The sequence below is a fragment of the Neobacillus sp. WH10 genome (assembly GCF_030123405.1).
GTDB lineage: Bacteria > Bacillota > Bacilli > Bacillales > Cytobacillaceae > Neobacillus.
The window spans coordinates 2,752,227-2,776,205 of the sequence record NZ_CP126110.1; the positions used below are offsets into that span (position 1 = coordinate 2,752,227).

Below are 23,979 nucleotides of genomic sequence, written 5' to 3' on the forward strand. Positions count from 1 at the left end.
AGTGAAGGATTTATGCACTTTTTTGTTGAATTCCTTATTTGAGCTAAATGGCAGTTTTGGTTAAAAATATTGTAAAAAAAAGTTAAATTTGTAATATAATATTAGTAATTCGTTGGTTAGTTTGGAGGTGTTATGATGATTTGGATTTATATATTAACACCTATCATTATATTGGCTGGAATAGCCATTTATTTTGACAAAAAATCTGGGGCGACTTCACCAGATGAAAGAACAGCTGATAAGTTAGAGGAATATCCACCAGAAAATCCTTTCGGACCCAATAGTTTTGGACCTTAAATGATTCAAATACTCCTTTTCAAAGACAATGTAAAGAATTGTACTTAAAGTAACGGTTGCTTGAGTTCAGGATGGATTGCTGCGGCGATCCTATTTTTTTGTTAAGCTAACAGAAGCAATTTAACTGAAGGAGGGGAGTGTTGGGTACGGGTTTTAGAGATAGTTTAGAAGTGCATAAAAAAAGACTAAATAAAATTGGTCTTATTGTACCCAATATCCTTGGTTATTGATTAGCCATTTGTCAATTGCTGCTTTTGAATAATAGACCTTACCTCCGATTACTAAATAAGGGAGAACACCTTCAAAACCACCTTGTGAATCCGATATTGGACCTAATTTTTTCACCTCGTCAAGGCTCAACCCTAAATAGGTTGCTAATTCAGATTACGTATATAGTTTATTTGTTGATTGTGACGAAGTTTGAGTTTGAACAGACAGCCTGTTCTTACTTAAACTATTTGATATTAGGTAACTTCCAATAACGATACTTATTGAAAACAAAAAATTGATAATGCATTGAGGTTATTTTTCAATCTCCAGCCCCCTTTTTGTATATATTTCCATTATATAACTTTTTGGAATAATCCTATCTTTTTAATTTTCAAAAACAACAAAGGTGCGTTAGTGAATCAAATTAATGAACTACTGCTACGTGCAGGGGGGTGTAAAGAAAGGAGTTGATAAGACTTGATAATTTATGCAGAAACCTTACGTACAATTTCCATAGTAATACTTATTATTAGTTCTTCTTTCTATCTTGGGCATTTGGTAAAAACAAAAAAACAAAGGAAACTTTCAGCCTTTGAATTTACAATGTATACAACCATTCAGATAGCATATATCTTCTTTGCAATTAGTTTGTTGATTTCTATATTCGTTAAGTGATTGGGAAAGGTAGAAAAGATTGTGAAGGATTCTACTTAAACTACCATGAAAATAAGTTTCGTTAAAAATAGAAAAATGACAATACTTAAGGAGACCCTACTCAATCAAAAGAGGAGAGCATTAATTAATAAGTCTATGGATTAGGGTCGACTGGATTAAGGTCTGTATCAGTATTGACACTTCCTATCCATTTTCATTCTCTGTGGTGCAGCTTTGCTGCATGGATGGCTAACGGGGAGTTGAATAACGAATCTGAAAAAGGGGGAGGAAGATGGCATCGAATGAAAGGAAAATGATGGATAGCGCTTTGAAAAAAGTTGTATAATGGTTACAATACGCGCTAAGGAGGATTTGGAATGAACAGAACGGAATCGTTACTTCAAAACTGGGACTTTTGCTACGATAAAGAAGATTGGTATCCGCCGCTCGCTGACGCACTCAAAGCGCTTACGGCGGAGCAAGCAGATTGGCGCCCGGCTGGCGAGCATGCGAACACGATTTGGGAGACAGTTGAGCATTTGATTTTTTACAAGGAACGGTTGCTCAAAAGAATTACCGGTGAGGAATCGCAGTATCCGGAAGGGTTGACGAATGACGATACGTTCACAGTCGCTTCGAAAACGGAGAGCGATTGGGAAGCCACGCAAAATAGACTAAAAAGCGTCCATCTTGGCATCCGTGAGCGTATTACGAATTTAAACGTTGACCAATTGCAAGCTCTTGTTACTAATCGTCCATTAGACGAGTGGCTGAACAGCCTCATTCTCCATGACGCATATCATACGGGCCAAATTATCCTGATCCGCAAGTTGCAAGGCTCTTGGCCATCGCGCCGCTCTTTTGAATAGGGCAAAAAATTGCACTGCAGTTTGAGAACGTGGGGCCCTATATATCACGAATTACATCAAATATTTGTCGAGCTATTTGACGAAATGTCGGCAACGGAGAAAACGCCTCCTAACAGCAGCTTTAGCACAGATATGCTACTGACGGCATTAAACAGCAATTCCTATTTATTCAAAGGGATGAACGCGGTTATTTACCTGAGGAAATTGCGGAACAGCTCTGTTAACATTTATTTCTGGTCTACGGGTTTGAAACAAATAAAGTAGGTCTTCCTTAAAAAAATTAAAATAGGATGATTGAGCTAACGAATACGATACTTTAATGACAGAAAAAAAGCAGGCCAAGACTGAATTGTTCAAGTTATGGCCTGCTTTTTGTGATGCTCCCACAAGAATACATTGAATACATGTAAACAATGTGCAGAGCCTTATATTTCAAGGGCTTTTCACATTCGAGTATAGATAACCGCGAAAAACATACGCTAAGCAAAATTCGACCGTCGGGTGTTTCTGGCAATTAATTAATGTATGTTTTGGCAGTATGTTTATTATTTTTATATGAATCATTACTCAAGGAAAAACTGTATAAAGTCTAATATTTATACATATTTGTTAAGTTATCCTTACTGTACTAACTGAGGGAGTGAAAGAAGGATTTTTTTAATTTGTATGGAATATATTACCTTAAAGAATTTGATATTGTTTTAATATTCACAGTTTTATTAATCATACAGTATAAAACATTCAGGAGGAGATTTAAATGCTATTAAAAGAAGGAGATATAATTACGTTTGAACGGACTTTTACAGTAAGGGATGTTGAATTATTTACTGAGATTTCAGGTGATGAAGGGATTCATCATATAACCCCAGATGAACAGGGAAGACTTATAATTCAAGGGTTATTAACGGCAACTCTGCCAACAAAAATAGCTGGAGATAATAACGTACTGGCTCGTAGTACGCATTTTGAGTTTTTAAGACCTGTGTTTACTGGAGATACAATAATTTGTGAATTTAAAATTGAAAAATACGAAAGGCAAGAAAATAATAGAACAGCTTTTATTGCAACCTTTTTATGCAAAAACCAGAATGAAAAAGAAGTATTGAAAGGGGATGTTTCAGGCGTAATACTTTAAATTCTTTAAACTTTCTTCAACTATTCTGAAAATAAAAACGGCTATGAGGGTTTTTAGACAACACGAAATTAGCCCCAGTAAAATTTGTTTAAAAAAGACCAGGACTCTTAAATTATAATATTTATTGTCCTTCATTATGCTATAGTTTCAACCGTTACCTTACAACCAAGTACCTCTTTGTGAAGTATTGTACTCAAACTATCGGGTGCTTGTGTTGAAGAACAAAAATCTAGGCTATATTAGCTGATTAGGTAACCAGCGTGATTATATTGATTATTGAAATCGACTGCTATAACCACAACGGTCTCCTTACAGGTAAAAAGTGTTCCAAACGATAGTTAAAGCAAAAATATCTGCAAGCAAAAGAATTAACCTATGTGATAAAAGACCTTCCTAATGTCTTTTGCAGGCTTCACAATTTTGAACAAACTCCTTATGACTGTGATATTAAAGTCGAGTTTGTTATTGATACAGATACAGTAAGATTTTATTCACCTTCTTATTAAGCTAACGGGAGCAAGAGATTAAGATCGGGCTACCATATTGGTAGCTATTTTTATTGAAAGTAAAGTGTCAGTCTTTTATCATCTAACTTCTATTTATTTAGCCAACAGTGATGGGAAAATGAGGATTAATGACAGGTTCTTTCAATCGTCTTATTCTTAGAATAGTTACTTTGGATGATGCTGAAAATATGTTTTTAAATGGTTCAAAAGAAGAAGGATCTAAGTATGTAACTTGGAATCCCACAAAACATTATCCGACACAAATGAATGTATTAACATTGTATTGAATAAATTTGAAAACAGTCAAGTGGCTCCCTGGGGAATTGAATACAAAGAAAATGGAAAATTTATCGGGACTATTGACTTTGTTTGGTGGAAACCAAATCACAAAATTGCTGAAATCGGCTTTGTTATTTCTCAAGAATATTGGAGGAATGGTTTAACTACTGAAGCAGCAAAAAAAGTAATAAGATTCGGTTTTGAAAAAATGGATTTAATTCGTATTCGAGCAAGGTGTTTTGTAGAAAATATCGCTTCAGCACGAGTGATGGAAAAAACGGGAATGTCTTTTGAAGGGATAATTAGGAAAGGGATGTTTGTAAAGGGAAAACATCAAGAATTAAAGATGTATCCATTTTAGAAGAAGAGTTTTAATCGTCTTGTAGATATCGAATACAAGAAAACTACCTATACCAAAACCGCATCTTAAACAGATATTGTGAAGTGACGTACTTATGCTAACGGGGGCTTTAATTCAAGAAGGAATGCTTTTTTAATTTTCAATTTCATTAAAATGAAAAATAATTAGGGGGATTATATTGACTATTTCAAATGAAGAAAGAATTATCATGATTATCTATGTACAAGATCAAGAAAACAGTAAGCAATTTTATAAACAATTACTAGATTTAAAACCATATTTAGATGTACCTGGTATGACTGAGTTTCAATTAAATAATAATTCTACGTTAGGAATCATGCCTGAAGATGGAATAGTGAGGCTATTAGATGGAAAAATTCAAAATCCTAAGGAGGCAAGAGGAATCCCACGGAGTGAGATATATATTTATGTAAATGATCCTGATACATATTTAAGAAACCTAGTTGAATTGGGTGGCATGGAAATTAGTAAAGGTGAAATACGTAATTGGGGAGATTATGTAGCTTACGGCTCAGATATTGATGGACATATAATTGCTTTTGCAAGGCGAACCTAAACCGGGATTTCAAAAGAATGTTAATATGTCAATAACCAAAAATGACATTCCTAGTCGGCTTCGTCTTATTTGTCGTTTTCGCAACTACAAGAACTAATAATTCGCTCAATTCCAGAACCTCACATATCGTCCTGATACATAATTAACTAACGGAGAGTGTTGATCTATAAAGGATTAACGCTTATTTTTGTGGAAGTCTTCCACTACTGGTACAGGTTCAATAACAATATCAGTTATATCATATAACATCTGCATTTAAAATGTAGTAGATGGTTAATTCAAAAGAGCCAGGGAGAATTATCTTGGATAAAAAAATAATGCTTTAATTATTGTAGATGTACAAAAAGCTTTTGATGATAAAAAATGGGGGGGGAACGCAACAAGTTTTTAGCCCCCGGGGGTACACAATTGCGTAAAGGTATAGAGACTTAAGGAAAAGACCCCTACTAATATATTTTGTAGATTAGAATTTTTGCTGGAGAGTTAGAACTAGCAGACGAACACTTATCAGGAGATGACACTTGCTCAAGAGCGATTTAATGTTAAACAAGGCGATTGAATGCTCAACAAGTTAGTGAGAACTAGATACAGCAGAACTACAAGAAGTCACGGAAAATAACTTCTTCAAAGACGGCGAGTTATCTCACGATGACATGTTAGATAATATCCTTTCTATTGTAAGAGAAATACAAATATTAGGGACGGAATAGGACTTTTAAATACCCGGAAAAATAATCAAACGAGGGCATGATTGCTCTCTTGTTTGTTTAATATTTCGATTCAATTAAATCGAAGAAAGAGATTTATCTGGGATTAAGTCGAATTTATGAATCATGGAACAATTTCAAAAACAGTACCTTGGTTAAGGTCAGTCACTATCATAGAGCTATAAACCCCTAAAAATAGTCTGGTTTGATCCAGATTCGTTCCCAAACTAACATAATAAGCAGATTGAGATCCAAAATTATAATCGGTTTTAATAACACTAAAATCATTTAGTTTACCATCTGTTCTTACCCTGGTATAAGCTAACCCCCCTCTAACCGGAGTTTGAGATTCTTCTTTCCGAGCAAGATCGGTAAACACAACGCTTCCCATTAAATCGGGGATTCCGTTCCCCATATATGCCTGGACTCCTGTAAGTGCAGTTCCTCCGAACTTATCGGGGCGGGGATCTTTATGAAAATAACTAGTTAAAGGCTGAAGACGTCTCACTGAAGTTTTTATTGCTTCATTGTAATAAGCAATTGTCTTCTCATCTAATGTCGGATTTGTAGTGCAGACCTTTATAAACGAAGTAGGAAAAGCACCTTCCCATCCTCGCCAGCCAAAGTTTATAAATCCTTCTTGGTCAGATTCAAATTTCATTATAGAAGCCTGAACAAGCTGAGTAACCGGTATTGGTTTATTATGAATGAATGAAAAAATCGACTCTACCAAATCCTGTCCGACATTTCCCGCATATTTGACATATTGATTATAAAACTTTTGATATGAAATGCCTGGTATATTGCGAACCCCTTTGGCAATTACCGTAAGCGTTTCCTGAATAGGTACGGGAAGTTCATTAAAACGTGTGACTACGGGTGGATTATTGATAAGTGTATTCTTACCTACATCAATTTCAATTATTTTACCGGCGATTTCCATATCATCCTGGCTTAAATTAAATGGATCATAGCCTGATCCACCATCTCCTGTTGTTAAAACAAGTTTTCCGGTTTCAGGTGAAAAGGTTAAGCTATTAACACCATTATGATTAAAAAATGGTCTTCTTAAGTTAAGTAATGTCCGTCGTTTTTGAGGGTGACCATTTGATTGTAAATTCCATTCTTCAACTGTATCAATATGATCATATTGAGTTTCTCTATTTATCCACCTTAAGTATAAAGTTCTTGGATCACACGGGTCAGGCTTAAAAGGTTCAGAAAGAGCACCTGGCCCTTGTGTTCCAGCTACTGAATAATGAAGATAAAACAGACCGTTATAATAAAACTCTGGATGGAACGCTAAGCCTAGCAATCCCCGTTCATCATATCCACCACCAGAAACACCTAGTTCAGAATCACCTAGTTTTATGATACGCGGGCGAATATCTAAAAAAGTCCTTGTAACTCCGTTCATTATGTAAAAGATCTCTCCTACCTGGGTTGCAATAAATAATCTTTCAATTGAGTCACCCGGAAGTATAGTTGTTTTCAAAACAGTGGGTAAATTTATCTTACTTACAATAGGACGTAAACTAACATTAACTTTTATCAACTAACGTTACACTCCTTCTTATTGTATTCTTTTATAAGAATATGAATAGAAATGTTCTATTATTACGATATTAGCGCCAGGGACTTTGACAAGGCATTGCGCCATTTTCCAAACCAGCGTACTTAAACAAAAGAGTGCTTTTGTTTAAGTAATAAGTTGCGGCAGCACTCTTTTTTCTATATTCGACAAAGCAGAAGAGTTGCATAAGGAAGTGGACAAAAGGGACAATATTTGAATAAGAGAAGAACTACTTTTTAGTTTTTGTGAAATGAAAATGTAAAAGGATTCTATGATTTATAGGGGGATATTATGGATCTTTCTTTATTAATACAGTATAGCTGGGTTTTAATTATTTTGATTTTATTAGAAGGTTTATTATCCGCTGACAATGCTTTAGTATTAGCTATTATGGCAAAGCACCTCCCGGAAATGCAACAAAAAAAAGCGATTGATATTGGGCTCCTATTGGCGTTTATATTTCGGATTGGAGCCATTTTTATCATCTCCTTCCTTTTCCACGTATGGCAGGTTCAAGCGATTGGGGCAGCTTATTTAATTTTCATCTCATTAAAACATTTAGTAAAAAAAGACCACGGAGAAAAAGAGAGAAAATCAAAAAGTTTCCGTATGACAGTTGCTCAAATTTCCTTAGCGGATATCGCATTCGCTGTTGATTCCATTTTAGCAGCAGTAGCTCTGGTCATTGACTTGCCAGATACGCCAATAGGTCAAATCGGAGGTATGGATGGGGCTAAATTTATTGTGATTGTAATAGGTGCAATTGCAGGTTTAATTGTAATTCGATTTGCAGCAGGATTCTTCGTGAAGCTATTAACAGAACGACCTAGCCTTGAAACAGCTGCCATGTTACTTGTTGGTTGGGTTGGGGTTAAGTTATTAATGCATACTCTTGCGCATCCATCATTGCATATCATTTCCCACGAATTTGTTGAAGGACCAATCTGGAATATAATCTTTTGGTCCGTTATGCTTCTTATTGCTTTAGGTGGCTGGTTTTTATCTAAAGGAAAATAGAAAAAAATACAACAAAAACACCGATTTGATGAACAAAAAAAAAGATTTGATTTTTTTTGTTATTTCTCCAAGAATAGTACCTATAATTTGTTCCTCAGATAGATTGTGAAATATTGTATTTAAACAAACGGGTGCAAGAGTTAAAGATGGGGACCGCTGCGGCGAACTATCTTCCTGTAGAGCTAACGTAGCAGGTTAGTTTTACAAAAATTCTCGAATTACACTTTACATATACTCACTTATATGTTAGATTACTCAATAATATATTTGACAAAGGGAGGTGCAAGCAATGTTAACTGTTTTTAGAATTCTGTTTGGTAAAAACGTGAAAATTGGTAACGATTTAGCGGACAAAGGGAGTAGTCTGTCCTTTTTTATGCTATATAACCATACAAAAACAGTTATCGGAGCTTTACCTCTATTGCAAATAAATTACAAGGCAATGACTTAGAGTCTTTATTTATTTGTGCATATTTTTTATTTTAAGTTCGGCACCGATAATTCTATCGATGCTTTTTTTGTGTTTATTTTTAACTTAAGGGATAGACAACTCCTTTCTATTTACTCCTATAAACCTAGAGAGTCTTATGGAAGGATGAGAAAGATGCAATTAAAAAAAAGCAATAAGTATAGAAGAATAAATGAATTCTTAATGGAATATAATTACCCTAATTTTAGAATGAAACAAATATTGAATGCCATTTTTAAAGAAAGAATAAATAAATTCAACGAAATTAATGTGCTTCCAAAATCGTTAAGAGAAATTTTAGTTAAGGCATTTGGAGAATCTATTATAGATATTGTTCCTTTAAAGGAACAGCATTCTGAGCAAGTCACTAAAGTCTTATTTGAAATTTCAGGAAATGAAAAAATAGAAACGGTAAATATGAAATATAAAGCTGGGTGGGAATCATTTTGTATATCTTCTCAGTGCGGATGTAATTTTGGGTGTAAATTTTGTGCAACAGGTGACATTGGATTAAAAAGAAATTTGACTTCAGATGAAATAACTGACCAAATCCTCCATTTTTACTTACAAGGTCATTCAATTGATAGTATTTCTTTTATGGGGATGGGAGAAGCGTTAGCCAATGTACAAGTTTTTGATGCCTTAGATGTACTCACTGATCCTACGCTGTTTGCTTTAAGCCCTCGTAGGTTATCTATTTCAACTATTGGTATTATACCAAGTATAAAAAAAATGACTCTGAATTATCCGCAAGTCAATTTGACGTTTTCGTTACATTCTCCTTTTAATGAACAACGGAGTAAGTTGATGCCGATTAATGATAGGTATCCATTATTAGATGTGATGGACACATTAGATGAGCATATACGAATAACATCAAGAAAAGTATATATTGCTTATATTATGTTACCTGGTGTGAATGATTCTATTGACCATGCTAAAGAAGTAGTAAGTCTATTAAAAGGTCGATATAAAGAAGGACGTTTATATCATGTAAATTTAATCAGATATAACCCAACCGTCAGTTCTCCTTTAAGGTTCGGTGATGTTGATGAAGGTCATGTTGTTAATTTTTACAAAAAATTAAAATCATCAGGTATTAATGTGACCATTAGAAGTCAATTTGGAATTGATATAGATGCTGCTTGTGGTCAATTGTATGGAAATTATTAAAAGAGCAACATGCAGTAATTTGAGTTGAAGATGATGCTGATATTGTATTCCATATAAAAAATTGTTAATATAAAAATATAATTATGAGAGGACTGATGGATGGACAATGATTAACTAATCTATATTTTTATTTGAAATGAATAACTTCAAACTATAAAAAATATAGGGTTAGTCTATCCATTTTTATAAATCAGTTTATACTTTAATTGTCATGATTCCAATGGCAAAAAAGAACTTATTTAATATAAGTGAAAGACTAATCCTTCCAATTACAAACTGGGAGGATTTTTTATTCTCTCATATATATGATTGATATTTTTTTATTCTGTAACTTTAATCTAATAAATAAAGGAGTGAGAGAAATGAGCAATTCAGACACTATTGTTACGCATGTAATACTCCGCATAAGTCGTTAATATCCATCAAACTTATACGGAGTAATTGAGAGTAGATGGATGTGCCGACTTTGTATAGAAAGTAAAAAGTATTGATATACAAAGGAGGAATTATCATGTCAATGATACATGTTCAAGATCTAACTTTTGCTTATCCAGGCAGCTTTGACAATATTTTTGAAGGTGTGAACTTTCAAATAGATACGGATTGGAAACTTGGATTTATCGGTAGAAATGGACGAGGTAAAACAACATTCTTTAATTTATTATTAGGAAATTATGAGTATAGCGGGAAAATCATTTCTTCGGTAGAATTTAATTATTTCCCTTATCCAGTTTCGGATAAAAACAAGTATACTTATGAAATCTTTGAAGAAATTTGTCCCCAAGCAGAAGATTGGGAATATCTTCGTGAAATATCCTATCTAAATGTTGATGCCGAGGTCATGTACCGACCATTTAAAACATTATCAAATGGAGAACAAACAAAGGTGTTGCTTGCTGCACTTTTTTTGAATGAGGGTCAATTTCTATTAATTGACGAGCCAACCAATCATCTAGACACTGATGCACGAAAGATTGTCTCTGAATATCTAAGGAAGAAAAAAGGGTTTATTTTAATATCACATGACAGAATCTTTTTAGATGGATGTGTTGACCATATCTTATCTATAAATAGAGCAAATATTGAAGTTCAAAGTGGTAACTATTCTTCTTGGAAGTTAAATTTTGATAGACAGCAGGAACACGAAGAGGCAACAAATCAGCGTCTACAAAAAGACATAGGGAGATTAAAACAGTCTTCAAAGCGTTCAGCAGGTTGGTCAAATCAAGTGGAAGCTTCCAAAAATGGGACAACGAATTCGGGTTCTAAGTTGGACAAGGGTTTTGTAGGACATAAAGCGGCAAAGATGATGAAGAGAGCAAAGAACCTTGAGTCAAGGCAACAAAAAGCTATTGAGGAAAAGTCAAAACTGCTAAAAAATGTGGAAAAAACCGAGTCATTAAAATTAGAATCATTGGAATTTCAGTCAAATGAATTGATTGTTTTGGCTGATGTGTCTGTTAAGTACGATGACCATGTAGTGAATAAGCCAATTAGCTTTAAAGTTGAACAAGGTGACCGAATTGTACTTGATGGAAAGAATGGAAGCGGAAAAAGTAGTATCCTAAAACTAATTCTAGGAAATCTCATACAGCATACAGGCACAATGAATTTAGGTTCAGGCCTCATTATTTCCTATGTCCAACAAGATACTTCTCATTTGAAGGGACTGTTATCGGACTTTATTGAAATGCATGAGATTGATGAAACGTTATTTAAATCCATCCTACGTAAGATGGATTTTGACCGAATTCAATTTGAGAAAGATATATCTCATTATTCTGGTGGACAAAAGAAAAAGCTGCTTATAGCCAAAAGTTTATGTGAAAAAGCTCATTTATATATTTGGGATGAACCGTTAAATTTTATTGATATTTATTCGCGCATGCAGATTGAAGAGCTTATTCAAAAATTTAATCCCACAATGGTTATTGTTGAGCATGATCAGGCATTTCAACAAACAGTTGCAACAAAAACTATATCTATGTAGTTAAATATGAAGAATTGAAGATATAATCAGTAAATCAGGTTATAAAACATAGGGTGCTTTACTTTAATAAAGAGTAAAGCACTTTTCTTCTTCAAATAAAGGGCAGGTTTCTTTTTTGAGTAAAGGGCAGTTTGATGGAAGAAGGAGTTTGTGTATTATTTGGAGAAGTTTAAAAAGTTACCAATGAATGGGTTTGAGGAATTTCTCTGAACGGCATAATTATTATTTTTGGAGGGAACAACATGGAAGTTTTTACAGAATTTTTATCGCATATTGATAACCCGCAACATCGGGCCCGAACGGAAGAAGTTTTGGCTTGGGTAACTAAGAAATTTCCAAATTTAATACCAAAAATTGCGTGGAATCAGCCTATGTTTACCGATCACGGCACATTTATTATTGGCTTTAGCGTATCCAAACATCATTTGGCTGTTGCCCCTGAAAAGGCAGGGATTAATCATTTTTCTGATGAAATTGTGCAGGCTGGCTATGATCACACCAAGCAGTTGGTACGTATCAAATGGGAAAGTCCGGTTGATATCTCATTACTTGAGAAAATGATCGAGTATAATATTTTGGATAAGGCAGACTGTTCAACTTTTTGGCGGAAATAATTATGAGCGTATAATTGACAGAAAGAATTGGAGAAATTGAGAATGATCATTCTTGACTGTCAGCTGATCGAAAAATTGAAGAGGGGTGTTCCTCGATGACAAATAGTAGAATGAATCCTAAGGTTGATGATTTTTTAAGTAAAGCTAAAAAGTGGAAGGAAGAATATGAGAAGTTAAGAAATATCGTTCTTGACTGTAAGCTGACCGAAGAATTTAAGTGGATGCATCCTTGTTACACGTTTGAGAAAAAAAACATAGTTTTAATACATGGATTTAAAGAATATTGTGCGCTTCTGTTTCACAAAGGTGCCTTGTTAAAGGATGCCTATGGAATTCTAATCCAGCAAACGGAGAATGTACAGGCGGCGCGCCAGATTCGGTTCACCAATGTTCAAGAAATAGTTTCAATGGAAACCATCTTGAAAGACTATATTTATGAAGCCATTGAAGTTGAAAAAGCCGGTTTGGAAGTGAAAATGAAAGAGCATAAGGAATTCATAATTCCTGAAGAACTTCAAAATAAGTTCGATGAAATGCCTACTTTTAAAACTGCTTTTGAATCATTGACACCGGGACGGCAAAGAGCTTACATTCTTTATTTTTCTCAACCCAAACAATCCAAAACTCGAGAGTCAAGGGTTGAGAAATATATCCAGAAAATTCTCGATGGAAAGGGATTAAATGATTGTACTTGCGGGCTATCTCAAAAGCAGCCCCACTGTGACGGCTCACACAAGTCATTGGATAAGAAAAAATAATACTCAAACTTTAAGATATTGTCCCAGATCATCTGCAAACGAAAATTTTTATTGAACTAACGGTTCAAATTAGTTTGATAAGAAGGATAAGTTTATCTTAATGGAGAATATATTTTTAGCTTTACTTCTTAGAGGGAGTAAAGCGTTTTTATTATTTAGGTTAGGAGACGATTTTGTAATAAACTAAAAGGAGTACGTTGTAGAATGAGTGTTTTTAAGAAATTAAGAAATGAGTATGTAATTTGGCATGCAAATCGAATTAAGTTTCCTATATTTGTTTCAAATACTATATTAAGAAAGAAAGTAACTTTTTCAGGAAGAGTGCAAAAAGTAGGATTCCGCTTGGAAATAAATTGTATTGCTCAAAGAATGAAATTAACGGGGTGGGTAAAAAATTTAGAAGATGGAAGTGTGGAAGCTGAAATACAAGGGGAAGAATCAAAAATTTATTTTCTCGTCAATTGCATGCAGTCATTAAAACGGGCATCTGTAAAAAAAGTGACAATGATTGATGTACCTAATAGGGACGATGATGAAATTTTTACAATAGTGAGATAAACTGTGTTCCATAATTGGGATGGCAATTATTATTGAACTAATAGGTGCAAGAGTTTAACAAAGGGCTGCTAAGGCAGCTCTTCAACTTGTTCCACTAACCTAGCTAATAGTTTGTCAATATTTTTCATTAAAATCAAAAATTCTTTCAAGATATACTACAAAGGGCATACAATCCAGGCGGCTTTTTTTATTGAACTAAAGTGCAGTAAAGTTGAAAAAGGAATTTATACTGGGTTAGTAGAATTAGTAATATTAACTCAAATTTGTTTTAATATTAAAATAATTTATTAATTATCTAAATGCTAACGGTAGGTTAGTAAAGAAGAGGGGATTACATCCAATATTGCTAATATAATGTAAAAAGAAATAAAAGAGTCGAAAGGTAGAGGTAAAGTCGATAGAAATATACATTTAATAAAGAAGATAGTAATGAATTTGGAAATTATAATTCAATTTCTTGATTTACCTTTTGAATTATTGCAATTAAATCAGATGAATGATATGAAGGAGTGGGGAAAAGTATGATTCATGCTAAAGATGTTTTATCCGATCAGTTGTTAGCAAATGCTAATGACCCTAGCTGGTATCTACCATTTTCAGACTCAGTAGAAAATTTATCAGAAGAAGAAGCATTATGGAAGCCTAATGAAAATAGTAATAGTATCGCTGAAATAGTGCAGCATCTACTTTATTGGAATGAAACTTGGCAAACTAGATATCAAAAATCTCATTTCAATGCTGTACCTTCCATAGGAAGTAATAATAACAGCTTTATCATTCCAGAAAATCAAACATTTAATGATTTAAGAGAAGGATTATTAAAGGTATTATTACAGTGGCAAGATCTGCTTACAGAAGAAAAAATCGAAAGCAATGTAAATGGTTTCCCTGTACCTGCCCAATGGTGGGCGATACTTGGAAATGTAGCAACTCATAACGCTTATCATATTGGTCAAATCATTTATATTCGGAAGCAGCAAAAAAGTTGGAAAGAAAATGCTAGAGAATAGGAATTTAATAATATCTTTGGATAAATCTTCTGTAATCAAGCGCTTTATGGTGGAAGAATCACAGAAATGATCAAACTTTATTCTAAAGCTACATTATCAGGTAGCAAGATGGGAATGACAGCTTTAGTTAATCAATTAGAAAGCTTACCACTCCCATGTAAGTAATAGGGGGACCGTTCATAGAATTTTTAATTTTATGCTTGTGAAAAAATATACTTAAACAAAGGGGTGCATTAGTTGAATAAGCAGTATTAAAAGGCTCTTCAAATATATTGAGCTTTTAAAACAACAAGAATGGTTTAAAGAGATTTACGAAGATGAGAAATACCACTGACCACATATTGCGCGAAGGGGAGGTATCAGGCACTTCTTCAATGGATTGTCGAGTTCCTATTAAAACCACATGGATAAGTTGTCGTTGATTTTAGGCAGTATTTCATTAAAAATCTCAAGAAAAATATTCACCAGCATAGCGGCTGCCGGTATGAAAAGGATGGTAAAACTGACATAAGCAAGTTTCTGCCTGCCTTTTGACCCGTCCATCCAATGGGTGAAACGATCAACGGAAAAGGCCAGCAGTAACGCACCAATAAAAAACAAAGCTGAAAATAAACCGATTCCCAGTGGTGCTTGAGGCCCGAATAATTCATTGTTTGGATTGGACAAAAACAAAGGGATGCCATACAGGATCAAGCTCACCAACCCATAATAAAATCCCTTTCGGACCCAGTTCTTACTCGAGGTTTGAAAAACAAGCGTATAAATGATGCTGTTCGCCAATATTGCGGCAATCCCAAGTATGACGAGGAGGAGTGTGCCAGAGAGGTGAAATCCACTCGCCATATGCGGAAAGAAAAAGGCAATGATTCCCATCACCAATCTCAACAACAGTCCAAAAATAATCCCGACAGGAACGGCTGCCAGAAAGGATATGCCAAAATTCCTGAGAATTCTTTGCCAACGCTTTAAACCTAATCCATTTACTCCTTCTTCATTAAACTGCCCTTTCATCCAGATGACCCCTTACTGTGGTTTATTTCGTTCATAAGAGTATATTCACCACTTTCGATCCATACGAGTAAAAGTTCATTAAAACAGAAACTTTTATCAGCCAAGACCGGCGAACGGAAAGAGATTCCACTACCAAATATGCATGTCAAGGTAACCGATGCAATCGAAGCACAAATGTTTCAGCCAGATTTCACAACGAATATTAAAATAGACTTCCCTTTCTTTATCTCCTTTTCCTATCACTATTGCTGAGCAATTTGACCAATTAATAGAATTCTTTTCAAGGGAAACAATTTCACCTATTCTACATCCCGTTGAAAACATAAATTCAAATAATGCCTTTTCCATTGGAGTAAAGCAAGCCTCTCTCAATTGTTCAATTTCCCTCTCAGTTAGAAATTTTGGAATTCGTTTTCCTTGTTTAGGTTCTTTGATTTTCGCTGCTGGATTCTTTGAAATATGTCCTTCTTCGTGTGACCAACGAAATATCGATTTAATAAATCGGATTCGATGAGATAAACTTGATGGCTCTAAGTGTTCACTGGACTTTGATAAGTATCCTTTCAGCCAATCTGTTGTTACGGATTCAATACTCACATCGTTAAAATGTTGAATGAGTAACTTTGATTGGGGTCTATATGCTTTTAGCGTTTGGGGGGAGAACCCTTCAATCCTTTTATCAGATTCGTAAAGTTCCCAGGCTTTTGATAACAGTAAGGTAACTACCTCCTTATATTGGTGATATTAGAGGAATTATTGTCTTGATTGTAGAAATGAAAACATTAAATATTAAACTATCGGTGCAGTAGAGTTGAATAGTGATGTTTATCATTGCTAAACAAATGAACCATTTTGTAGAAGACTTTATCCGAAGTTAATTGGATATTTATGTTAAAATGTAATTAAAATTGCGGAGGAATGTACTTAAACTACGTAGAGGTTAGGAAAGTAATTCACAAAAAAGGGGTATAGAAAGTGGATTTATTATTTTGGATAACTGTTGGTTTCATCATAATCGGATTTGTTGTTCTCGCTTTTATAAAAAGAAATATGGAAAGTAAGAAAAGTTCAACTACCCAATCCATAGTTTGGTGGATAGTAGGAAACACAGTTTGGGGGATAGCGAGTATCATTCTTATTGTGGGGTGGTTTAGTAAAATAAAGTGAGTTTTTCTCAATGGTTTACGAGGGAAGTAGTTCATTTCTGTGAAGAAATGTACTTAAACAAGCGGGAGCGATTGTTCAATAAGAGCAGTCGCTTTTTCACTAACGTGGCAGTTTAGTGAAAGAAGGAATAAATATTAATTTTGAAGAATTATTAGTATATCTCTGTTAAGGTGAGTTGTCATATAATGAAAAAGCATTTTAAAAATCAGCATGTTTTCTATTGGGGAAGTTGCTAAAATGAAAGGCATTAGAATTTCAATAACAAAATAAAGTTGTTAAAAATTGAAAAAATATTAATAATGAACACTTGACCTTCTCGTAACGTAATAGTTTATATTTTATGTATCTTAGTTAGAGAGGGTGGAAACATAATGGAATTTTATCCTATGCCTTTGTTTGTAAAACTTTCTGTAAGTAATATGGAAAGCTCGCTTATCTGGTACAAAGATGTTCTTAATTTTAATCCCGTGTTTGAGTTTCCAGGCAAAGATGGGAAAACTGTAATGGCTCATATTCGAGGTAAGAAGTATCAAGACGTAATGTTGGTTTCAGCAACAGAACAAAATGATAAGGAATCAAATGGGAAGGGTGTTGTTATCAACTTTAACGTCGAAGATGTTGATTTGTTTTCAGATAGAGCACGTGCAGCTAGTGCAGAAGTTATAGAAGGGCCTATTAATCGTCCTTGGAATGCTCGCGAACTTGTTTTGAATGATCCGGATGGATACCTTATTACACTTTCAATGGGAATAGATAAAGAAAAGGCTTTTGATGATGTTATGGATCAAGTTAATCATAACAAATTGTGTTGAACGGAAAGAAATTTAGGCATTAGGGGTATATTTTAAATGTAGTGTAGTGTTTGCAAAATAAACTATAATCATTAAAATGCCAAAAATTCCTGATTTCGATCAAAAAGCAGGTTTTTTTGGTATTTTAATGGACTTAGGGAAATGAATAAACTATTGTTGCTTAAACATAGGTTCCTGTATATTTGTCTGGACTTTTGTGTCACTCGTCAGTTAATGTGTGTCATTGGAATAGCTACCACAAAAAAGATTATTACGTAAAATATAAATTTGACGTAATAATGGTAGTGGGATAAAATAGAAGTGAGGTGTTATCATGGTAAATCAGGAAAAACAAACTAATTTTAAAAAGCTGCAAGCCTTACTTCATGAATTACCCTGGTATGTTGAAGAATATATCAATCATAAATTAAGAAAACTTTCTACTGCTTCGCTGTTTAATTATTGTCACGATTATAAGATTTTTTTCAATTGGATGATTAGTGAGCAGCTATGGAACGGCAGCATTAAGGAAATCTCGTTGGATCGTTTGGAGATTATGACTGTTTTAGAGGTTGAAAATTTTTTAAACTATCTTCACTACCAATTAAATAATAAAGAACTAACCGTGAATCGAAAGTTATCTGCGTTAAAATCGCTGTTTAATTACCTGCAAAATATTGCGGAAACACCTGATTTAAAGCCATATATTAATCGTAATGTCATGGCAAAGATTGAATTTAATGAAGTAAAAGACAGCATGGAAACGAAGGCAAATAAAATGGAAGGCAAAATCTTACTTGGTGATGAGTATGAGAAATTCCGCTTATTTGTTGCCAATGATTACGGTGAATTGAACAAGGACAATAAAAAAATCAGTAACTTTTATCTGCTAAATAAGGAACGAGATACAGCGATTGTATCGTTAATCCTCGGATCTGGACTGCGTCTCTCGGAGTTAGTTGGCATTGAGTTAGACGATATCGATTTTAGTAAGTATTGTGTTAGAGTCATTAGAAAAGGAAATAAAGAACAATTCGTTTATTTTAGCCAGGTTGCAATGGCTGATCTAAAAGAATACCTATCAATTAGAACAGCTAAGTATCAGGTAGATAAAACAAATAAAGCATTATTTATTTCAGCTCCAATGGGACCGAAAGGAAAATCAAGGAGGCTTACTGCGAGATCCGTTGAAAAACTAATTGAAAAATATGCAACAGCATTTGGCAAACCATCTTTATCTGTGCATAAACTGAGACATTCGTTTGCTACCAGATACCACGCAGAAATTAACGATGTTCCAAAATTACGTCGGCAGCTGGGTCATTCATCGATACAAACGACAATGATCTACACTCATATTAAGAATGATGATCTAAAAATTGCAGTTGATAAGATGGATATGCCAAAAGAACAAATGGAATAAATTAATAAAGCTGTCACTTATGGCAGCTTTATTTTTGCATTCAATCAGTTTACATAATATTATTATGGTAACAAATTTAAAATTGTCTCAATTCCTAAGTATACTTAAGATAATGAGACAGAAAAAATTTTATTTAATATTGAAATCTATTTTTGAATTTATTTTTCTTAAAGTCTCGCAAAACTCTTCTTCATTTTTAGGAGAAATCATGACCGTGCCCCACTTGCCATAGAGTATCTCTAAACGGTTCAATGACAAAGCCGGACTTGATAATGGATTTCGAGTTTTTCGTATACTTTTCATAGTCATGCTGTCAATTTTCCACCGAAACGGCCCTCCTACAACTTTTAATTGATTCCCATTAATTTCATAATATGTTCCAAACCATAACCATATAATAAATGCACTCGTTAATCCACATACCAGAACTGCAGTAATGATCTCCCCCTTCCCCTCCGGACCACCAGGTAAAAAAAGAATAGAACCGATTAAAAAGGCAACAGTACCCCATAAAAGGAGACCAGTGATTAGTCCTTTTTTTGAGTAAAATCTCATAGTAATCATCCCCCTCATCAGTATGTACTTATAAAAGAATCTTCTATAATAATATTTTATACGAATAACTGTATTAAAAGATACAAAAAAAGCATTTAGAAAGCCGGAAAGCTTCCTAAATGCCACTTATTATCCTGCATTTTTCTGATTAAATGTAAACTGACTATTATACAAATCTGCATAAAAGCCGCCTTCTTGTAGTAATTCTTCATGAGTTCCTTTTTCAATCACAGTTCCATGATTCATAACAAGGATGAGATCAGCGTCCCGAATTGTTGATAGCCGGTGCGCAATTACAAAACTAGTACGCCCTTTCATTAAATGATCCATGGCCTTTTGTATCTGCACTTCTGTCCGGGTGTCAACGCTGCTCGTAGCTTCATCTAGAATTAAGATGGCTGGATTAGCAAGAATCGCACGTGCAATCGTTAATAATTGTTTTTGACCTTGCGAAATATTAGAGGCTTCCTCATTTAGGATTGTGTCATAGCCTTCAGGAAGCGTGCGAATAAAGTGATCAGCGTTTGCTGCTTTTGCCGCAGCCACAATTTCCTCTTCTGTAGCACCCTCTCTGCCATACGCGATATTATCGCGAATAGTACTATTGAACAGCCATGTGTCCTGGAGCACCATACCGAACAAACCGCGCAGCTGCTCTCTTTTTAAATCACGAGTATCTACCCCATCAATTAAAATTTTCCCAGAATTAATTTCATAGAAACGCATCAACAAGTTAATCAGTGTTGTTTTACCGGCACCAGTTGGTCCGACGATGGCAACCCGCTGTCCTTGTTTTACGTCAATATTCATATCATCAATTAATGGTTCATTTTCCTTATAACTGAAGGAAACATGTTCAAACCTGACGTCCCCTTTAGGAGCAATAATTTCCTTAGGTGAAGCCGCTTCAGGGACTTCTTCTGTCTCATCTAAAATTTCAAACACACGCTCAGCACTTGCAATCGTCGATTGGATGACGTTAGCGATATTAGCGGTTTGAGTAATCGGTTGGCTAAATTGTCTGGCATACTGAATAAATGCTTGAATATCACCAATTTCTATTGCCTTTTTCGTTACTAGAAGACCGCCCACAACTGATACAAGCACATAGCCGATGTTATTAATAAACGACATTAATGGCATGATCATTCCTGACATAAATTGCGCCTTCCAGCCTGATTGATAAAGGGCTTCATTGGTTTCATCGAATTTTTCAATTGATTTTTGCTCTCGGCCAAACACTTTTATTACTTTATGACCAGTATACATTTCCTCTACATGACCATTTAGTTGACCAAGAGATTTTTGCTGTCCCTTAAAATAGGTCTGTGATTTTTTTGCAATTTTCGTAATCGCAACAAAGCTTAGTGGTAAAGTCAAGACAACGATTAATGTCATTAATGGACTAATCGAAAGCATCATCACAATGACACCGAGTATTGTAACCACTGACGTGATCAGCTGGGTTAAACTTTGCTGCAGGGTTGAACTGATATTATCGACATCATTTACAGCCCGGCTTAGAATTTCACCATGGGTCCGAGAGTCGAAGTATTTTAACGGCAGCCTGTTAAGCTTCTCATCAACTTCTTTCCGAAGATTATATACCGTTTTTTGTGCTACCCCTGCCATAATAAATTGTTGAATATAAGCAAATATCGCACTAATGATATACAGTCCTATTAAGAGCAAAATAATTTGTCCGATATAGTCAAAATCTATTTTTGCCCCGGGGGCACCTTTCATTTTCAACATCAATCCTTCAAATAATTTGGTCGTTGCCTTACCCATTATTTTCGGGCTGACAATCGCAAACACAGTACTGATGATGGCTGTAATTAATACAGATAACAGTTGTAATTTATAAGGTTTTAAGTACCCTATTAGACGCTTTGAAATTTTTTGCTTTCTGAACTGGCATCCCCATGCCCATTGGACCGAAACCCCCGCCGGGTCCAGGTTTTCCTCCCTTGCCCCTCTGTCCTTGATGATTGGAATCGTTACTCATGCAATTTCCTCCTCTGACAGCTGTGACATGACAATCTCGCGATATACCTTACTAGTTTCCATTAATTCATTATGTTTTCCGATTCCAGCGATTTCGCCATTATCTAAGACAATAATTTGATCGGCATCCATAATCGTACTTACACGCTGAGCAACAATTAGCATCGTTGAGGCTGCTGTTTCTTCTTTTAAAGCAGCACGTAGCTTAGCGTCAGTTTTAAAATCCAGTGCTGAAAAACTATCATCAAAAATATAGACTTCCGGTTTTCTAACAAGTGCCCGTGCAATCGACAAACGCTGTTTTTGCCCGCCGGAAACATTTGTTCCGCCTTGGGCGATAACTGAATCGAATCCATCGGGCATATTTTCGATGAACTCTGTCGCTTGAGCAATTTCAGCTGCATGCTTAACTTCTTCATCTGAGGCATCTTCTTTACCATAGCGAATGTTTTCTGAAATCGTACCAGTAAAAAGGACCGCTTGCTGTGGAACAAAGCCAATCTTTTCGCGGAGGCTTTCCTGGGTCATATCACTTACATTCACTCCATCTACGAGCACCTTACCGCTGTCAACATCATAAAAACGCGGAATCAAATTAATTAGCGTTGATTTACCGGAGCCGGTCCCCCCAATGATGGCAGATACTTGACCCGGGTTCATTTTAAAAGAAATATTAGAAATGGCAGGCATTTCGGCACCAGGATAGCTGAAGGTTACATTTTGAAATTCTACCTGGCCCTTTTGCCCTTCTGTTCGTACAGGTACAGATGGATCTTGAATATCAGCTGTCGTTTCGAACACTTCGTTAATTCTGACTGCTGAAACGGATGCTCTAGGAATCATTACAAACATCATCGATAACATGACGAATGAGAACATGATTTGCATCGCATATTGAATGAACGCCATCATATCGCCGACTTCCATATGGCCATTGCTGATCCGAATCCCCCCAAACCAAACAATCGCTACTGTTGTAAGGTTAAGGACAATCATCATAATCGGCATCATCGCAGCCATAATTTTATTGACCTTAATCGCTGTTTGTGTAAGATCCCAGTTTGCTTCATTAAAACGTTTTTTCTCATGAGTAATCCGGTTAAAAGAACGGATGACACGAATACCTGTTAGGTTTTCTCTTAAAACACGATTAAGCTTATCAAGCTTTACTTGCATCGCTTTAAATAAAGGTATTCCCTTTCTTGCAATCACCACAATTGTAATGACAAGAACAGGTAAGGACACAGCTAATACCAAGGTTAACTTAGCATCTTTTGATAAGGCCATAATGATCCCGCCAATACACATCATTGGCGCCATCACCATCATCCTCAGCATCATAATTAGTACTTGCTGGATTTGCGTAATATCGTTCGTTGTTCTCGTAATCAGCGAGGCAGTTCCAAGTTTATCGAACTCCTGTAATGAGAAATTACCGACATGAGAAAATATATTGCTCCGCAGTAATTTACCGAATCCGGCTGCTGCTTTTGACGAATAGAAGCTGGCAACAATGGAACATACCATGCCTACTGCTGCAACAAGCAGCATAAGTCCGCCTATTTTCCAAATATAATCTGTATCGCCAGTAACTACTCCTTTATCGACAATGTCAGCCATTAAGGTTGGTAAATAGAGTTCAGATAATGACTGCAAAAGAACAAGACCTAAAACAAAGTAAATCTGTTTTTGAAATGGTTTCAAAAATTTGCTTAATTTTATCAAGATGGTTCAACTCCGTTTTAGATTGTTAATGATTTAACTAAATAATACATTACTAAGTTTGTGTAACTTATTGGTGACTGACTTGATTAAAATAATCATGAACCTTGGAAAGCAATTCGGCCAACTGTCCACTTTCTTGTTCTCCTAAATAATCAATTAATCCTAAAAAGGTTTCGCTAAATGCTTTTCTAGCGCTTTCTGCTGCTTCAATCCCTGCAGGAGTCAACTTTATTTTTACGGCTCTTCTGTCCTCGGGATCAACTGTTCGTTCAATTAGACTGTCTTTTTCAAGGATATTAATGATTTGTGTAATAGTTGGCGGAGTAACCTCTAAAAGCTGACTAATTTCAGAAACCTTCATTTCGGTATTGTTATCATTTGCACAACGTTGGATCGTCGCAAGCACTCTGAATTCACTAGGATTAAACCCTGCAATTTTCTTATTATGCCACCCTGTTTTTTTGAATTTCATAAACGATTGCAGGAGCTTTTGTGCTGTTTCACTTTCAAAATTGGCCATTTCATCACCTCGATTTTCATTTC

20 protein-coding genes and 3 pseudogenes are annotated in these 23,979 nt (G+C 35.1%); 15 read left to right on the top strand and 8 right to left on the bottom strand.

Annotation, left to right across the window (positions count from 1 at the left end; genetic code table 11):
• Nucleotides 1–132: 132 nt before the first annotated feature.
• Nucleotides 133–297: a hypothetical protein gene (locus tag QNH20_RS12985; RefSeq protein ID WP_283923280.1), complete on the top strand. Its 165-nt coding sequence runs from the start codon at nucleotides 133–135 to the stop codon at nucleotides 295–297.
• A 201-nt stretch (nucleotides 298–498) separates the two neighbouring features.
• Here the strand turns inward: QNH20_RS12985 and QNH20_RS12990 are convergent, their stop codons facing one another.
• Entirely contained in the window at nucleotides 499–642 is a 144-nt protein-coding gene (locus tag QNH20_RS12990; protein ID WP_283923281.1) for a hypothetical protein, read from the bottom strand.
• An 896-nt stretch (nucleotides 643–1,538) separates the two neighbouring features.
• On the opposite strand from QNH20_RS12990, the gene QNH20_RS12995 reads away from it, so the two are divergent.
• From QNH20_RS12995 to QNH20_RS13010, 4 genes and pseudogenes are all read left to right on the top strand, one after another.
• Nucleotides 1,539–2,030, top strand: a complete 492-nt coding sequence (locus tag QNH20_RS12995; protein ID WP_283923282.1) for a DinB family protein — start codon at nucleotides 1,539–1,541, stop codon at nucleotides 2,028–2,030.
• A 757-nt stretch (nucleotides 2,031–2,787) separates the two neighbouring features.
• Nucleotides 2,788–3,165 carry a hotdog family protein gene (locus QNH20_RS13000; protein ID WP_283923283.1) on the top strand — a complete coding sequence of 126 codons (378 nt, stop codon included), beginning with the start codon at nucleotides 2,788–2,790 and terminating at the stop codon, nucleotides 3,163–3,165.
• Nucleotides 3,166–3,799: 634 nt separating this feature from the next.
• Nucleotides 3,800–4,325 (top strand): annotated as a pseudogene (locus QNH20_RS13005) (GNAT family N-acetyltransferase).
• A gap of 164 nt (nucleotides 4,326–4,489) precedes the next feature.
• Complete coding sequence (locus tag QNH20_RS13010) at nucleotides 4,490–4,888, top strand: VOC family protein (RefSeq protein WP_283923284.1); 399 nt, start codon at nucleotides 4,490–4,492, stop codon at nucleotides 4,886–4,888.
• 831 nt (nucleotides 4,889–5,719) lie between these two features.
• Here QNH20_RS13010 and QNH20_RS13015 read toward each other — a convergent pair.
• On the bottom strand, nucleotides 5,720–7,150 hold the full coding sequence (locus QNH20_RS13015) for a PQQ-dependent sugar dehydrogenase (protein WP_283923285.1): 1,431 nt from the start codon (nucleotides 7,148–7,150) through the stop codon (nucleotides 5,720–5,722).
• 309 nt (nucleotides 7,151–7,459) lie between these two features.
• On the opposite strand from QNH20_RS13015, the gene QNH20_RS13020 reads away from it, so the two are divergent.
• From QNH20_RS13020 to QNH20_RS13050, 7 genes are all read left to right on the top strand, one after another.
• Nucleotides 7,460–8,185: a TerC family protein gene (locus QNH20_RS13020; RefSeq protein ID WP_283923286.1), complete on the top strand. Its 726-nt coding sequence runs from the start codon at nucleotides 7,460–7,462 to the stop codon at nucleotides 8,183–8,185.
• Between the two features lie 604 nt (nucleotides 8,186–8,789).
• Entirely contained in the window at nucleotides 8,790–9,827 is a 1,038-nt protein-coding gene (locus QNH20_RS13025) for a Cfr family 23S rRNA (adenine(2503)-C(8))-methyltransferase (RefSeq protein ID WP_283923287.1), read from the top strand.
• 511 nt (nucleotides 9,828–10,338) lie between these two features.
• Nucleotides 10,339–11,817: an Lsa family ABC-F type ribosomal protection protein gene (locus tag QNH20_RS13030; RefSeq protein ID WP_283923288.1), complete on the top strand. Its 1,479-nt coding sequence runs from the start codon at nucleotides 10,339–10,341 to the stop codon at nucleotides 11,815–11,817.
• A 242-nt stretch (nucleotides 11,818–12,059) separates the two neighbouring features.
• Nucleotides 12,060–12,431 (top strand): iron chaperone, encoded by a 372-nt coding sequence (locus QNH20_RS13035; protein ID WP_283923289.1) that lies wholly within the window; start codon nucleotides 12,060–12,062, stop codon nucleotides 12,429–12,431.
• Nucleotides 12,432–12,526: 95 nt separating this feature from the next.
• Nucleotides 12,527–13,189, top strand: coding sequence for a DUF1801 domain-containing protein (locus QNH20_RS13040; protein ID WP_283923290.1), 663 nt, complete (start codon nucleotides 12,527–12,529; stop codon nucleotides 13,187–13,189).
• 204 nt (nucleotides 13,190–13,393) lie between these two features.
• The gene (locus tag QNH20_RS13045) at nucleotides 13,394–13,747 is read left to right on the top strand and encodes an acylphosphatase (protein ID WP_283923291.1); all 354 of its coding nucleotides are present in this window, start codon (nucleotides 13,394–13,396) and stop codon (nucleotides 13,745–13,747) included.
• Nucleotides 13,748–14,268: 521 nt separating this feature from the next.
• The gene (locus QNH20_RS13050; RefSeq protein WP_283923292.1) at nucleotides 14,269–14,757 is read left to right on the top strand and encodes a DinB family protein; all 489 of its coding nucleotides are present in this window, start codon (nucleotides 14,269–14,271) and stop codon (nucleotides 14,755–14,757) included.
• Nucleotides 14,758–15,150: 393 nt separating this feature from the next.
• On the opposite strand, the gene QNH20_RS13055 is transcribed toward QNH20_RS13050, so the two are convergent.
• Together QNH20_RS13055 and QNH20_RS13060 are read right to left on the bottom strand one after the other, a co-directional pair.
• Nucleotides 15,151–15,768: a hypothetical protein gene (locus tag QNH20_RS13055; protein WP_283923293.1), complete on the bottom strand. Its 618-nt coding sequence runs from the start codon at nucleotides 15,766–15,768 to the stop codon at nucleotides 15,151–15,153.
• A gap of 177 nt (nucleotides 15,769–15,945) precedes the next feature.
• Nucleotides 15,946–16,482: pseudogene (locus QNH20_RS13060) on the bottom strand (tyrosine-type recombinase/integrase); the annotation flags it as partial.
• A gap of 261 nt (nucleotides 16,483–16,743) precedes the next feature.
• On the opposite strand from QNH20_RS13060, the gene QNH20_RS13065 reads away from it, so the two are divergent.
• From QNH20_RS13065 to xerS, 3 genes are all read left to right on the top strand, one after another.
• Nucleotides 16,744–16,935: a hypothetical protein gene (locus tag QNH20_RS13065; RefSeq protein ID WP_283923294.1), complete on the top strand. Its 192-nt coding sequence runs from the start codon at nucleotides 16,744–16,746 to the stop codon at nucleotides 16,933–16,935.
• A gap of 371 nt (nucleotides 16,936–17,306) precedes the next feature.
• Nucleotides 17,307–17,747, top strand: a complete 441-nt coding sequence (locus QNH20_RS13070; RefSeq protein ID WP_283923295.1) for a VOC family protein — start codon at nucleotides 17,307–17,309, stop codon at nucleotides 17,745–17,747.
• Nucleotides 17,748–18,060: 313 nt separating this feature from the next.
• Nucleotides 18,061–19,149 carry a tyrosine recombinase XerS gene (gene xerS, locus QNH20_RS13075; protein ID WP_283923296.1) on the top strand — a complete coding sequence of 363 codons (1,089 nt, stop codon included), beginning with the start codon at nucleotides 18,061–18,063 and terminating at the stop codon, nucleotides 19,147–19,149.
• 129 nt (nucleotides 19,150–19,278) lie between these two features.
• Here the strand turns inward: xerS and QNH20_RS13080 are convergent, their stop codons facing one another.
• From QNH20_RS13080 to QNH20_RS13095, 4 genes and pseudogenes are all read right to left on the bottom strand, one after another.
• Nucleotides 19,279–19,830 carry a PH domain-containing protein gene (locus QNH20_RS13080; RefSeq protein WP_283923297.1) on the bottom strand — a complete coding sequence of 184 codons (552 nt, stop codon included), beginning with the start codon at nucleotides 19,828–19,830 and terminating at the stop codon, nucleotides 19,279–19,281.
• Between the two features lie 3 nt (nucleotides 19,831–19,833).
• Nucleotides 19,834–21,712, bottom strand: a pseudogene (locus tag QNH20_RS13085) (ABC transporter ATP-binding protein).
• On the bottom strand, nucleotides 21,709–23,436 hold the full coding sequence (locus QNH20_RS13090; RefSeq protein WP_283923298.1) for an ABC transporter ATP-binding protein: 1,728 nt from the start codon (nucleotides 23,434–23,436) through the stop codon (nucleotides 21,709–21,711). The pseudogene QNH20_RS13085 and the gene QNH20_RS13090 overlap by 4 nt, the downstream one beginning before the upstream one ends.
• Before the next feature lie 67 nt (nucleotides 23,437–23,503).
• A complete protein-coding gene (locus tag QNH20_RS13095) occupies nucleotides 23,504–23,956 on the bottom strand; it encodes a MarR family winged helix-turn-helix transcriptional regulator (protein WP_283923299.1) in 453 nt (150 codons plus the stop codon).
• Nucleotides 23,957–23,979 lie beyond the last annotated feature (23 nt).

Excerpts from the sequence above, each read along its gene's own strand:
- QNH20_RS12985 (WP_283923280.1), top strand. The coding sequence starts at position 133 with ATGATGATTTGGATTTATATATTAACACCTATCATTATATTGGCTGGA.
- QNH20_RS12995 (WP_283923282.1), top strand. The coding sequence starts at position 1,539 with ATGAACAGAACGGAATCGTTACTTCAAAACTGGGACTTTTGCTACGAT.
- QNH20_RS13000 (WP_283923283.1), top strand. The coding sequence starts at position 2,788 with ATGCTATTAAAAGAAGGAGATATAATTACGTTTGAACGGACTTTTACA.
- QNH20_RS13020 (WP_283923286.1), top strand. The coding sequence starts at position 7,460 with ATGGATCTTTCTTTATTAATACAGTATAGCTGGGTTTTAATTATTTTG.
- QNH20_RS13025 (WP_283923287.1), top strand. The coding sequence starts at position 8,790 with ATGCAATTAAAAAAAAGCAATAAGTATAGAAGAATAAATGAATTCTTA.
- QNH20_RS13030 (WP_283923288.1), top strand. The coding sequence starts at position 10,339 with ATGTCAATGATACATGTTCAAGATCTAACTTTTGCTTATCCAGGCAGC.
- QNH20_RS13035 (WP_283923289.1), top strand. The coding sequence starts at position 12,060 with ATGGAAGTTTTTACAGAATTTTTATCGCATATTGATAACCCGCAACAT.
- QNH20_RS13040 (WP_283923290.1), top strand. The coding sequence starts at position 12,527 with ATGACAAATAGTAGAATGAATCCTAAGGTTGATGATTTTTTAAGTAAA.
- QNH20_RS13045 (WP_283923291.1), top strand. The coding sequence starts at position 13,394 with ATGAGTGTTTTTAAGAAATTAAGAAATGAGTATGTAATTTGGCATGCA.
- QNH20_RS13050 (WP_283923292.1), top strand. The coding sequence starts at position 14,269 with ATGATTCATGCTAAAGATGTTTTATCCGATCAGTTGTTAGCAAATGCT.
- QNH20_RS13055 (WP_283923293.1), bottom strand. The coding sequence starts at position 15,768 with ATGAAAGGGCAGTTTAATGAAGAAGGAGTAAATGGATTAGGTTTAAAG.
- QNH20_RS13070 (WP_283923295.1), top strand. The coding sequence starts at position 17,307 with ATGGAATTTTATCCTATGCCTTTGTTTGTAAAACTTTCTGTAAGTAAT.
- xerS (WP_283923296.1), top strand. The coding sequence starts at position 18,061 with ATGGTAAATCAGGAAAAACAAACTAATTTTAAAAAGCTGCAAGCCTTA.
- QNH20_RS13095 (WP_283923299.1), bottom strand. The coding sequence starts at position 23,956 with ATGGCCAATTTTGAAAGTGAAACAGCACAAAAGCTCCTGCAATCGTTT.